This window comes from Vibrio sp. SCSIO 43135 (genome assembly GCF_023716665.1).
Lineage (GTDB): Bacteria > Pseudomonadota > Gammaproteobacteria > Enterobacterales > Vibrionaceae > Vibrio > Vibrio paucivorans.
The window spans coordinates 471,729-484,973 of sequence record NZ_CP071859.1 but is presented as its reverse complement, the minus strand read 5'-3'; the positions used below and the strand labels follow the sequence as shown (position 1 = coordinate 484,973).

Here is a 13,245-nt window from a genome sequence, read left to right as displayed (position 1 = left end):
TTTGGTTGGCTTTAAAAGAACCAACTACGATTGTCTTCTAATTCTTGCTGACATTGTTTAAGTTGCCAGCCGTAGTTTTTTGCTTGCTGCTCGACTTTCCGAGCAATTTTGATCAATGAAGGCTTAGATTGGTAGCTTTTACGCTTATAACCGCCGCGACCTTCATGATACGCCAGATACTGATTGTAAGGGTCCCATTTCGATATCCCCAATTGCTTTTGTGTCTCACTGGTATACCAACCAACAAACATCATTGAGTCATCAAAATTAGTTCGAGAACCACCTTGGTCAGTCGCTTTTTGAAAATCTTCCCAAGCGGGATCTTGAGCCTGCGCATAACCATACGCGCTGCTCACTCTCCCCCAAGGTATAAAGCCTAAAATATAGTCTTTCGGTGGGCGAGCATCGTGTCGGAAGCTGCTTTCCTGCTTAATGAACGCCATCGCAACGTGAATAGGGGTTCCCCACTCTTCTTGCATATCTAGCGCATCTTCGTACCAGCCCGAGTGTTCGCGAAAGATCTCACAAATGTTATCTTGATTCTTTGGGGGCGCTGTCGCACAGCCGGACAACAACAGTAGCCCAGCCGTCGCAAGCGACACATTTTTCCAATTGACGTTGATACTCACTCTGCTTCTACTTCAAGTACGCAAAATATTGGTCTAAGAAGGTATCAAAGTCGATGGTATCAGCATTCTCTTGCTCTGTTTGGGCAAGGCGCGAGCGCACAACTTCATCTTCCATTTGCTGCTGTGAATACACTTGATACTGGTGTGTCAGGTGCTCATCTCGGTATTGTTTACCTAGTTCACAGCCTACTGGGCCCAAACCATTATGCTGCTTGGTTAGTTCTAGCAATTGACCAGAAATGGTCAATTCTGGGTTATCAATCCATGAGCTCAGTTTTTCGCATACATCTTGGTAAGCGGTTCCACCTTGCTGTGCATCCATCATTTCAGCAATTTGGCTAAGATCTTGGAATACCCTTTTGGCCCAAGCTTGCAGCGATAAACGCTCACCATGACAACCTATCTTCAACTCGAGTCCAATTTCACGCCCTTCGACGATGACTTTGTTCCAATTATCACGCCAGCACTCTAACTCACAATCATCCATCGGCTCGGAGTCGGTTAACGTTGCCCAAGTCAAAAATAGATCAAGGAAGCGTACTTGCTCATCAGTTATACCGATCGAGCTGAATGGGTTAACATCCAATGAACGCACTTCAATGTACTCCACACCGCCACGCTCCAGAGCTTCAGACGGTTTTTCACCATTCTTCGCAACACGTTTAGGACGGATAGGTGCATAGAGTTCATTTTCAATCTGAAGAACATTGCTATTTAACTGGCGATACTCACCATCAACCTTCACACCAATTTTGGCAAACTCTTCAGACGGAGTACGGATCGCTTTATTAAGCCCTTCAAGGTACTGGTCTAGGCTATTAAAACCAATTTTCAGCACACTTTGCGCACTGTTGGTATAGCCTAAATCACTTAAGCGAAGCGATGTTGCTTTTGGTAAATATAAAGTCTGATTGATTTTTTCAAATGGTAGCTTAGTTTCGCGACCTTGAATAAATGAGCCACATAATGCTGGAGAAGCACCGAAAAAGTATGGAATCAGCCAGCCAAAACGGTAGTAGTTTCGGATAAGACCAAAATAGGCCTCTGACTTACTCTCTTGGCGGTCTTGCTCCCCTTGTTCTCCGAATAACGCATCCCAAAAACTCTCAGGGAAGGAAAAATTAAAGTGAACACCCGAAATAATCTGCATCAGGCTACCATAGCGACGCTTTAGCCCTTCTCGATACAGCGTTTTCATTTTGGCTGAGTTAGAGCTGCCATATTGAGCTAGGTTGATGTCATCTTCTGCACTCACAAAACAAGGCATAGACATTGGCCAGAGCTTTTCTTCGCCCAATTTCGTTTGAGTAAAGTGGTGCACATCTTTCAACTGAGCAAGTAGAGTCTCAACATCGTTGGAAACCGGTGTGATGAATTCGAGTAAAGATTCAGAGAAATCGGTTGTGATCCATTCATTTGAATAAGCTGAGCCTAGCCCTTCTGGGTGTGGCGTCATCGCCAGCTTGCCATTTTGATGGTAACGCAAAGTCTCACGCTCTACACCACGGCCATATTGCTTAAACACGTCATTCTTTTGGGCTAATGAATTTAGCCGAGCAGCAAAGTCAGTCAAAATGAAGTTCACTTATATTTATGTGTTTGAGGGTCAATACTCGCTCTAAAGTACGCATAGAGCAAGTAGAGATGACAGACAAACAATGGATAAAATTAGGGCGACCATTAGCCGCCTCTAATAGATGTGTTCACTACTGCTCGATTTCAAGCTCTTGAACGGGAATATCCAGTTTTTCCAATTGTGGCTTTAAGCTCTTCGCGTCACCAACTACGATAATTTGATAGTCATTTGGGTTAAACCATTTGCTGGCCAGCTTATCTAGCGTTGACTTAGAAACAGTATCCACAATTCGATTTCTCTGACGCAGATAGTCTTCATCCAGATTGTAGGTCAAAATGCTGCTCAGTAACGACGCCTTCTGAGAAGGTGTCTCGTATTTCAATGCATCCTGTTGACCCACTGCCAAACGCATAAAGTCCACCTCTTCGTCTGTCAGCCCTTCTTGAGCAAACTGAGCCATCTCACTTTTCATCTCAATAATAGAAGGAATGGTCGCATCAGCTCTCACTTGAGCGCTGAACACAATCGCCCCCACTTCTCTATTGGCTGCTAAATAACCGCTGGCTCCATAGGTGTAACCCTTGTCTTCACGTAGGTTCTGGTTAATTCTACTGTTAAAATTGCCGGCTAAGTTAAAGTTTGTCAGCTGAGTAAGGTAAGTTTCACCCGTTGCATCAAACGGCAACCCTTGCCTAACTAAACGAACCACACTTTGCGGTGCACTTGGTTTATCGACTAGGTAGATTGTCTGTTCGCCTAGTGGCGCTACGACTTGTGGACGCAGCAAGGGTGCAGCTTCGCCCCTCCACTCTTCTAGAAACGCCAACTCATGTTTAATTGCGCTGCGGTTGATGTCTCCAACAACGACAACCTGCGCACCGTGAGGCGTGTAGTTTTTCGCATAAAAGTTTTTCACATCGTCCAACGTTAAGCTTTCGATCGATGCTTTGGTTCCATCGCTTGAACGAGAGAAAATCGAATTACCAAATAGTACTTGTCGTGTTGCTTGAGAAGCTAACCAACTTGGCTTTTGGTGCTGGTAAATCGTCCCTTCCAACATTTGTCGTTTTAGGCGATCAAAGTCATTTTGCTCAAATGCTGGCTTAAAGAGTACCTCTTCAACAATCGCTAATGTTTGCGTTAGGTTTTTCTCTAACGTAGAGATACTAATATTGGTCGTATAAGAACCCGCACCTACACTCACTAAACTCCCCAGTTTATCGAGCTCTGCTTTAAGCTCTTCGAGGCTTCGTTCAGTGCTGCCTTCTTCCATCAATGAAGCCGTTAAGTTCGCAAGGCCTTCTTTTCCTCGAGGTGCCTGACGTTCTCCAGCTGGTAAGCGAATTTCGATTTGTACTGTGGGTGTCTCTGAGGTCTGGGTGCCCAGTAGCTCGATACCATTATCGAAATACAATTCGTACAGCTTAGGCATCTGTGCCTTTACCCCTTCCGCGACTTGAGGCATCACAGAACGATCAAAATTATCTACTGCACGGCGAACAACGAGTTGATCGTCGGTTATTTTGTCATATTTAGGCAGCTCTCTCACAGGAGTAACGAAGTTGGCTTCTTTGACTGCGATTTGAGTTTGCCCTCTTGGGACAACGCTTAAGGTAACTTTGTTTTTACCTTTAATGAAATCTTGGTAAGCCTGCATGACCGAATCAGGAGATACGGCACGTAGCTGTTCCAACTGAGTTTGAATGCGATCTGGTTGCTGATAGAAAGTCTGATTCGACGCTAACTGAGTCACTTTCCCGCGAACACTTTGCAAGGCAAACACAGCATTAGCTTCTGCCATGCCACTGATCTGCTCAAGTCGCTCTTGAGCGACACCTTGGCTGGCGAATTCATCTAAGGTTGTCATTAACTCTTGGTACAGAGGCTCTAAGCCCTCTTCTCCGCCAGAAGGTGCCATAGCATAAACATAGAAAGTACACGCTAGCTCGGCACAGTCTTGGAATGCTCCCGCATCAACGGCTTTCTGAGTTTTTACCAGGTTTTGATACAGCATGCTGTTGGCACCATTACCCAGCACATTGGCTAGGGCATCGATAGACGCTTGCTGCTCTTGGCCACGATATGTTGTTGGCCAACCGACCAGCACCATAGGTTGCTGAATACGGTCTTCTAAAGTGACATAGCGATCTTCTGGCAATACCGCTGGCTGCTTAGGCGCTTTTTCGACATCAGGCCCTTTCGGGATCGAGCCAAAGTACTTGTTGATCCACTCTAATGTTTGATCAACATCGATATCACCACCGATAGTCAAGACCGCATTGTTAGGGCCATACCAACGTAGGAAGAAGTCTTTTAGGTCGTTAACATCTACTCGGTCAAGATCCTCAACATACCCGATAGTTTGCCAAGAATATGGGTGACCTTCTGGATACATCGCCTCACCCATTCTTTCCCACATCAAGCCATATGGTCGATTGTCGTAGTTTTGCGCACGCTCGTTTTTCACGGTGTCACGCTGTATCTCAAATTTTCGTTGCGATACTGCGTCAAGCAAAAAGCCCATACGATCCGATTCCAACCACAACATTTTTTCTAGTTGGTTAGACGGTACAGTCTCAAAGTAGTTAGTTCGGTCTCGATTAGTTGTGCCATTTAAGGTCCCTCCCGCTTCTGTGATGATACGGAAGTGCTCTTGATCACCCACGTTTTCACTCCCTTGGAACATCATGTGTTCAAAGAAGTGAGCAAAGCCTGAACGGCCTATTTCTTCGCGTGCAGATCCTACATGGTAAGTCACATCAACATGGACTAAAGGATCTGAGTGATCAGGAGACAAGATAACGGTCAACCCGTTAGCAAGTTGATACTTAGAGTAAGGGATCATGACCTTACCAGGCTGAGGCTTAACTTCCTCAACTAAGGTCACTCCCTCTGGAAGTGAAGAGAAGAGCGAATCGGAGGGTACGTTGGAAGTCGAGCACCCGTACAGTGCAATAAGAGAAAACGTACCTAGCCAAATTTTTCTCATGACATCTCCTTAGAAAAAACCGTGAAATATTGCAGCTAGTAAACTATACCGGAGCAGTTTACCAATCAAAATAAAGACAAAACATGGCAAGAATTTCATTCTTAGCCATCCAGCTGCTAAACAAAGTGGATCACCGATGACAGGCAACCAACTAAAAAACAGTGCCCAATAGCCATGCTTATTGAGCCACTTCAAAGCTTTATGACCATGCTTTTCTGATTGAGTTCTATTTGGTAGCCATAAGCCCAACCAATAGTTGGTCATCCCACCTAAGGTATTACCAATAGTCGCTATTAAAATAATGGATAACGTAGAAAACTGCTGAAGGCTCAGGGTAGCGATTAAGCTTGCCTCTGAGCCCCCAGGAAGAAGTGTTGCACTTAAGAAACCGCTAAGAAAGAGTACCCATAATGCTGAATCGGAAAACCATAGTGCGACACTTTCGAAAAGAGAATTGAAAAACTCTAACACTGCATATCAAGTAGTACCTTGCCTCTGGTGTGCCCCGTTTCGACTTGTTCATGTGCAGTCACAACATCCGTCATAGGGTACACGGTTTGAATTTCAGTTTTAAGCAAACCAACACTCACCATATAAAGCATTGTGTCGAGTTGCTCAGGATTTGGGTCTACCAGCATTCCTGTGGCTTCAAAGCCCAATAACTTAGCTTTTTCGCAAATCAGCTCGGCAGAAAGGGTTGGAACAGTCACAACGCGCGCGCCATCTTTGAGGCACTTAAGTGCATCCAGAGCGGCATCCCCACCTACTAAATCAATCAGTACATCCACTTCCTCTACTCGTTCAGAGGCTGGTGCAAATTGATAGTTAATGGCATGGGCACCAAGAGTGGCCATGTAATCTAAATTGCGCTCGCTGCAGGTGGTATAAACCTCAGCTTTAGCCGCCACCGCAATTTGCACTGCAAGGTGGCCAACCCCACCAGCACCGGCAAGAATCAGCACTCTATCGCCTTCTTTGACTTCGGCCTTATTTAAGGCTTGCGCTGCAGTTTGACCAGCTAAAGGGAGCACAGCAGCTGCTTCTAGAGTCACGGCATCGGGTACTAGGCTCAGCTCATTTTCGGGTACCGAAACATACTGGCTGTAGCCACCACCTTGCAATGGGAAGCCGATAAAGCCTGCAACATTATCGCCTTGATTAAAACGTTCAGCAGCCTCGCCGCACGCCACCACTTGCCCTGACACATCGTAGCCAGGAACCCAAGGGAGTTTATCTTTATTTTGAGAGGCAGCCCACCCTAGGCCTGCTCGAGTTTTTACATCAATGGGGTTAACACCTGAAAACGCTACTTTGACAATAACCTCGCCTGCTTTCGGTTCTGGCACTGAGGCACTTTGTACAGCTAAGACTTCTGGTCCACCAAACTTGGTAATAGCGATTTGCTTGTTTTCCATTTCGATATTTCCCTATTGATAAAAAATAAAGGGATGCACTAGCATCCCTTTGAATATATAACATTTCTTTCGATTTAGTTAACTATTGGCTCGCAATTTAACCATCAATTGACTGAAATTGAAGCCAATAGATACTCTTACCAACCGCTAATACCCTAACCGACTAAGGCTAACAAAATACCTGCCGCAACCGCTGAACCAAGTACACCTGCCACATTTGGCCCCATTGCATGCATTAATAGGAAGTTCTGCGGGTTAGCCTCTAACCCAACCTTGTTTACAACCCTAGCCGCCATAGGAACTGCAGATACACCTGCTGCACCAATGAGTGGGTTAATATCCTCTTTTGATAGTTTATTGAGTAGCTTAGCCATCAATACACCACCAGCAGTACCAATACTGAACGCTACCGCACCCAGAGCCAAGATACCCAAGGTTTCAACGTTCAGAAACTCTTCAGCTTGTAGCTTTGAACCCACACCAAGACCCAAGAAAATAGTAACGATGTTGATCAACTCGTTCTGAGCGGTTTTCGATAAACGATCAACCACACCAGCTTCACGCATTAGGTTACCCAGACAGAACATCCCAACCAGCGGTGTCGCAGACGGTAAGAACAAGATAGTCATCAGCAATACAGCTAGTGGGAAAAGGATTTTTTCACCTTTACTCACATGACGTAATTGCGCCATTTGTATCTTGCGTTCTTCTGGTGAAGTCAGCGCTTTCATAATTGGTGGCTGAATGATAGGAACTAATGCCATGTAGCTGTATGCAGCAACCGCGATAGCCCCTAACAAGTCAGGAGATAACTGGCTGGCTAAGAAGATAGCAGTCGGACCATCTGCACCACCAATAATAGCGATCGATGCAGCGTCAGGCATACTAAATTCCATACCCGGTACATAGTTAAGCAAAATCGCACCAAACAAGGTCGCAAAAATACCAAACTGCGCTGCAGCGCCTAACCATAACGTTTTAGGGTTAGCGATAAGCGCTCCGAAGTCCGTCATCGCACCAACACCCATAAAGATAAGCAGTGGGAAGATACCGGATTCGATACCTACATAATAAACGTAGTAAAGCAACCCACCTGGCTCTGTAAAACCGGCATTAGGGATGTTTGCTAAAACAGCACCAAAGCCTATAGGCAAAAGCAGTAAGGGTTCAAAACCCTTACGAATAGCCAAAAACAGCAGAGTACATCCCACCAAGATCATACAGATCTGGCCGAATTCAAAGTTGGCGATCCCTGTTTCTGACCATAAGGTCATCAATCCTTCCATGGTACTTCCTTACGCCAAGCTCAACAGAGGCGCACCCACCGTCACGGAGTCGCCTTCTTTAACATGCAGATCTTGCACAATGCCACCACGCGCGGCACGTACTTCGGTTTCCATCTTCATCGCTTCAAGGATCAAAAGCACATCCCCTTCTGCAACTTGATTGCCCGCTTGGACGTTCACTTTAAAGATGTTACCTGCTAGAGGTGCCGGTACCGCCTCTGCATTACCAGCAGGTGCAGCTGGAGCAGGAGCTTGTGCTGGGTTAGCCGCAGCTGGAGCAACAGACGTCAATTGACCTTGAGGGCCCACTTCCACATCATAAACTTGACCATCAACCTTGACGCTATAACTTTCGATGCTACCCGAAGCAGGCACAGCAGCCGGAGTTGCTTCCACTTTGTCTTCAACTCCTGGAGCTGGTTCGAATGCATCTGGGTTACGACGATTCTTAAGGAACTTCAAACCAACTTGTGGGAACAAGGCATAAGTTAATACATCATCTACCGTGTCTTCCGCCAAAGAGATGCCTTCCGACTTCGCTTTTTCTAACAGCTCAGTAGTCAAAGTATCTAATTCAGACTCCAATAAATCGGCCGGACGACAAGTGATCGCTTCCGCCCCATCAAGTACTTTTGCTTGTAGCTCAGCATTGAGTTCAGCAGGTGCAGCACCATACTCGCCTTTTAATAGACCCGCCGTCTCTTTGGTGATGCTCTTATAACGCTCACCAGTTAGCACGTTTATCACAGCTTGGGTACCAACAATCTGAGAAGTAGGAGTAACAAGTGGAATAAAGCCTAAATCTTCGCGCACGCGTGGGATCTCTTCCAATACTTCATCTAGGCGATCTGCAGCACCTTGCTCCTTAAGTTGACCTTCCATGTTCGTCAACATGCCACCTGGGACTTGAGCAATTAGGATGCGTGAATCGACCCCTTTTAGCTGTCCTTCCCACTTAGCATACTTCTTACGCACCTCGCGGAAGTAGGCAGCAATAGGTTCAATTTGATCGAGTTTCAGGTTGGTATCACGCTCTGTACCTTCAAGCATTGCTACCACTGTTTCTGTTGGCGTATGGCCGTATGTACAGCTCATAGAAGAAATTGCGGTATCAAGAATATCAATTCCAGCTTCAACGGCCTTAACCGCCGTCGCCGTTGATAGACCTGTCGTCGCATGACAATGAAGAGCCAGTGGGACATCACAAGAAGCCTTAATACGAGTGATCAGCTCTTCTGCTTCATATGGCTTCAGAAGGCCAGACATATCTTTGATACAAAGCGAGTGACAGCCTAGATCTTCTAGACGCTTAGCAAGGTCCACCCAGGTATCAGAATTATGTACAGGACTTGTAGTGTAAGACAAGGTGCCTTGAGCATGAGCACCAACATCAACAGCCGCTTTTACTGCTTTTTGGAAATTGCGAACATCATTCATCGCATCAAAGATACGGAACACATCCATCCCATTAGCATGAGCACGCTCGACAAACTTTTCGACCACATCATCAGCATAGTGACGGTAGCCCAGTAGATTCTGGCCGCGCAATAACATCTGCATCGGCGTATTTGGCATTGCTTTCTTTAGCTCACGTAGACGCTCCCAAGGGTCTTCGCCTAAGAAACGGATACACGAATCGAATGTTGCTCCGCCCCATGTTTCAAGGGACCAGTAACCGACCTTGTCCAGTTCTGCCGCAATTGGCAACATATCTTCGATACGCATGCGCGTAGCAAACAGTGATTGATGGGCATCACGAAGGACCACATCTGTAATAGCTAGTGGTTTAGACATGCTCATTAACTCCTTTTAATCCTTTAAATGCTATTTCGCAGTAGAGGTACGATATTGATGTACCGCAGCGGAAATCGCCGCCACTACCTTTGGGCTAACAGCAGAAGGGTTTGATTGAACTTTATTATTTTGAATGGGTGTATTTGTCTTGAGCGGTTCAGGTACTTCTTCTGGTACCAGTTTTGACATTAACCGAACGAGATATACAAGAATTGTGAGGAAAATAAAGACGACAGCCATCCCCGTAACCATAAGGGTTGCTGCATCTCCTAGCAGGCTTCCAATATTTGTCATGTTGCTTCCTTTCTTTGTCATCCTGACAACACTTTGCCGAGAGTTGGACCTCAAATGTCCAGGCAAGTGGTCTAGGATTATCTCGATTGGTAAAAGTTTGTCAATTTTGTTTAAGGGAGTCTTAAGGAGAAAACACAGATCTGGTGATAATTTCGTCACAGAAATCACATAACTCTGAAATATTCGGCCTATATAGAGAGATTAACTAGGTGATATCTCCAAGATAATGAAGATTTGACATGAATAGTGAGAGATGGATAGGAAATCGAAAAGATACTTTAAAAAACAACAAGTTGTAATATTAAAGTTACAAAAATGATAATAAAATGTTAAATACAAAAAAGCCTCGCAATTGCGAGGCTTTGTAATAGTGGCGCGTCCTGGAGGATTCGAACCTCCGACCGCCTGGTTCGTAGCCAGGTACTCTATCCAGCTGAGCTAAGGACGCGTAGATTTCGATATCAACGATTGAAACCAATCATCAGTATCAGGGTTTTCACCCTTGAATAAGTGGCGCGTCCTGGAGGATTCGAACCTCCGACCGCCTGGTTCGTAGCCAGGTACTCTATCCAGCTGAGCTAAGGACGCGCAGATTTCGATATCAACGATTGAAACCAATCATCAGTATCAGGGTTTTCACCCTTGAATAAGTGGCGCGTCCTGGAGGATTCGAACCTCCGACCGCCTGGTTCGTAGCCAGGTACTCTATCCAGCTGAGCTAAGGACGCGCAGATTTCGATATCAACGATTGAAACCAATCATCAGTATCAGGGTTTTCACCCTTGAATAAGTGGCGCGTCCTGGAGGATTCGAACCTCCGACCGCCTGGTTCGTAGCCAGGTACTCTATCCAGCTGAGCTAAGGACGCGCAGATTTCGATATCAACGATTGAAACCAATCGTCAGTATCAGGGTTTTCACCCTTGAATAAGTGGCGCGTCCTGGAGGATTCGAACCTCCGACCGCCTGGTTCGTAGCCAGGTACTCTATCCAGCTGAGCTAAGGACGCACGGGTTGTGAACTATATCACATTTAATTTCTTTTAGAACAAAAAAATTGACCAAAGGTCAACTTAACCATTCATAAAGAATGGCGGTGAGGGAGGGATTCGAACCCTCGATACGGCTACAAACCGTATACTCCCTTAGCAGGGGAGCGCCTTCAGCCTCTCGGCCACCTCACCGCAATCATATTCTGTACTAAAAAGAATATGGCGCGTCCTGGAGGATTCGAACCTCCGACCGCCTGGTTCGTAGCCAGGTACTCTATCCAGCTGAGCTAAGGACGCGCATTTGCTTATTTCTAAGCGTTGCAAGAATGGCGGTGAGGGAGGGATTCGAACCCTCGATACGGCTACAAACCGTATACTCCCTTAGCAGGGGAGCGCCTTCAGCCTCTCGGCCACCTCACCGTCTTGCGGAGGCACATATTACGATTTACCAAAAATATGTCAAACACTTTCTTGGCAAAAATAACAAAAAAACTATTAACCGTTGGGTATTTAATCAAAGCGGTGTGAATTCACACTTTTTGTTCATTCTCTGTGCCTTACAGACATAAAAAAGGCTAGCAAATCGCTAGCCTCTCTCGAGTAATTAGTAGTTGCCTGATGCAACGTTACCATTACCTTTTTCAGCCTGAATGCGCATGTAAATTTCTTCACGGTGAACAGATACCTCTTTTGGCGCGTTCACACCGATGCGTACTTGGTTACCTTTAACACCAAGAACTGTCACAGTCACTTCATCACCGATCATAAGGGTTTCGCCAACACGGCGAGTCAAAATTAGCATTCTTTGCTCCTTGAGTAATCTCTGTTTTATCTGCTACGAAGCCATTATCTAACAAAAGTTATATTTTCGTAAACTGCCTAAATGATCAAAATCAACCCAAAAACGCATGTTTTTGCTGGCAATCGAATGCTTCGCTTTCAGTAATGTATGCATCATGCAGTATGTTAGCCGCTTTGTCGACACAATTTGGTAACACCACAAATACCAACGTTCGATCTGTTGTTGATATATGACTCACCGAGACATCTTGCTGACAAAGCAGTTCATGAGCATGATCTTTAAGTCCTTTCGCTTGTAACCCGACAGTTGTTAACAAGCTTACCTCTTCACTATTACGGATTTTGTCACCGAAAACCAGTGACAACTTGGCGTTTGCGTCGCGTTTTATCACGATGCCTGCCCGTTCTGGATGCTCGATCACATTCCAAATCGCAATACCAAGCATTTGACACTGTTTTTGGATACTGGACAGATAAGTATTATCTATGTGAATCAATGACATCTCGCGTTGAATAGCAATCCCAACGACAGGCTTATCCCCTACCTCTCCCGTCACTAACGTCCCTTGACTCGGCGTAAATGAAGATAATACACGCAGAGGTAAGTTGTTTGACCAAGCAAATTCAACACATGGTAGGTGCAGGACTTTCGCCCCCTTACGAGCCATTTCAGTCATTGATGGGAAATCAATCACTTCCATCTTTTGAGCCGAAGGTACAACACGCGGATCAGAAGTGTAAACGCCATCAACATCAGTAAAAATCTGACACTCATCAGCGGCTAAAGCGCCAGCTAAGACAACAGCGCTAGTATCTGAACCACCACGACCAAGAGTGGTGATATCCCCATTGTCATTGATACCTTGGAATCCAGCGACAATGACAATCTGCTCCTGTGCCAGCAGGTCTTTTATCACTTTAGTATCAATGTGTTTAATCGTTGCATCATTATGCTGACCGTCGGTAATGATATGGGCCTGGCCACCGGTCAAAGAACGCGCCGGGTGTCCTAGCTTACTAAGCATCATGGCCAATAAGGCCATAGATACCTGTTCGCCCGAAGAAAGCAGTACATCCAACTCTCTTGCACACGGTACATCATCCACCTGCTTTGCAAGGTCCATTAATCTGTTTGTTTCTCCAGACATCGCAGAGACTACAACTACGACCTGATTACCGTCATTCTTCGCCTTAATGATCTGTTCTGCGACATTTTCAATACGCTCTATTGAGCCTACAGACGTTCCACCGAACTTTTGCACGATAAGGGGCTTTTTCACCAGTCTTCACCTTCCCAAGACCAAAGTCTTTCATTGATTGTTTCTTTTGGCACATTATGCCGCGCCAAACTTTTTGCAAACATTGTGTAGACACAAGATTTACTGAAATAAAACTAATATTTGCGAGACTAAAATAAATTATGCCCAATCAAAAATGATTGGGCATCGAGTTTCATTAAGTCTTCGCTACT

The 13,245-nt window shown here is 45.5% G+C and carries 10 protein-coding genes and 8 tRNA genes; all 18 read right to left on the bottom strand.

The window, feature by feature from the left end; translation table 11 throughout:
• Positions 1–11: 11 nt before the first annotated feature.
• Entirely contained in the window at positions 12–623 is a 612-nt protein-coding gene (locus J4N42_RS02330) for a transglycosylase SLT domain-containing protein (protein WP_503034757.1), read from the bottom strand.
• Between the two features lie 13 nt (positions 624–636).
• Positions 637–2,202: a glutamate--cysteine ligase gene (gene gshA, locus J4N42_RS02325; RefSeq protein WP_252029457.1), complete on the bottom strand. Its 1,566-nt coding sequence runs from the start codon at positions 2,200–2,202 to the stop codon at positions 637–639.
• Between the two features lie 133 nt (positions 2,203–2,335).
• On the bottom strand, positions 2,336–5,194 hold the full coding sequence (locus tag J4N42_RS02320; protein ID WP_252029455.1) for a M16 family metallopeptidase: 2,859 nt from the start codon (positions 5,192–5,194) through the stop codon (positions 2,336–2,338).
• Between the two features lie 9 nt (positions 5,195–5,203).
• Entirely contained in the window at positions 5,204–5,665 is a 462-nt protein-coding gene (locus J4N42_RS02315) for a YqaA family protein (RefSeq protein ID WP_252029453.1), read from the bottom strand.
• Entirely contained in the window at positions 5,659–6,609 is a 951-nt protein-coding gene (locus tag J4N42_RS02310; protein ID WP_252029451.1) for an NADP-dependent oxidoreductase, read from the bottom strand. Before J4N42_RS02310 ends, J4N42_RS02315 begins: the two co-directional genes overlap by 7 nt.
• Before the next feature lie 155 nt (positions 6,610–6,764).
• The gene (locus J4N42_RS02305) at positions 6,765–7,895 is read right to left on the bottom strand and encodes a sodium ion-translocating decarboxylase subunit beta (protein ID WP_252029449.1); all 1,131 of its coding nucleotides are present in this window, start codon (positions 7,893–7,895) and stop codon (positions 6,765–6,767) included.
• 9 nt (positions 7,896–7,904) lie between these two features.
• Positions 7,905–9,689 carry a sodium-extruding oxaloacetate decarboxylase subunit alpha gene (gene oadA, locus J4N42_RS02300; protein WP_252029447.1) on the bottom strand — a complete coding sequence of 595 codons (1,785 nt, stop codon included), beginning with the start codon at positions 9,687–9,689 and terminating at the stop codon, positions 7,905–7,907.
• A 30-nt stretch (positions 9,690–9,719) separates the two neighbouring features.
• Positions 9,720–9,983, bottom strand: a complete 264-nt coding sequence (locus J4N42_RS02295; RefSeq protein WP_252029445.1) for an oxaloacetate decarboxylase subunit gamma — start codon at positions 9,981–9,983, stop codon at positions 9,720–9,722.
• A 371-nt stretch (positions 9,984–10,354) separates the two neighbouring features.
• Positions 10,355–10,431 (bottom strand) — tRNA-Arg (locus J4N42_RS02290).
• Positions 10,432–10,494: 63 nt separating this feature from the next.
• A tRNA-Arg gene (locus tag J4N42_RS02285) sits at positions 10,495–10,571 on the bottom strand.
• A gap of 63 nt (positions 10,572–10,634) precedes the next feature.
• A tRNA-Arg gene (locus J4N42_RS02280) sits at positions 10,635–10,711 on the bottom strand.
• Between the two features lie 63 nt (positions 10,712–10,774).
• A tRNA-Arg gene (locus J4N42_RS02275) sits at positions 10,775–10,851 on the bottom strand.
• Between the two features lie 63 nt (positions 10,852–10,914).
• Positions 10,915–10,991 (bottom strand) — tRNA-Arg (locus tag J4N42_RS02270).
• Positions 10,992–11,072: 81 nt separating this feature from the next.
• Positions 11,073–11,165 (bottom strand) — tRNA-Ser (locus J4N42_RS02265).
• A 28-nt stretch (positions 11,166–11,193) separates the two neighbouring features.
• A tRNA-Arg gene (locus J4N42_RS02260) sits at positions 11,194–11,270 on the bottom strand.
• 30 nt (positions 11,271–11,300) lie between these two features.
• A tRNA-Ser gene (locus J4N42_RS02255) sits at positions 11,301–11,393 on the bottom strand.
• 184 nt (positions 11,394–11,577) lie between these two features.
• On the bottom strand, positions 11,578–11,775 hold the full coding sequence (gene csrA, locus J4N42_RS02250; protein WP_004415691.1) for a carbon storage regulator CsrA: 198 nt from the start codon (positions 11,773–11,775) through the stop codon (positions 11,578–11,580).
• Between the two features lie 91 nt (positions 11,776–11,866).
• On the bottom strand, positions 11,867–13,054 hold the full coding sequence (locus J4N42_RS02245; protein WP_252029443.1) for an aspartate kinase: 1,188 nt from the start codon (positions 13,052–13,054) through the stop codon (positions 11,867–11,869).
• Positions 13,055–13,245: the final 191 nt, after the last annotated feature.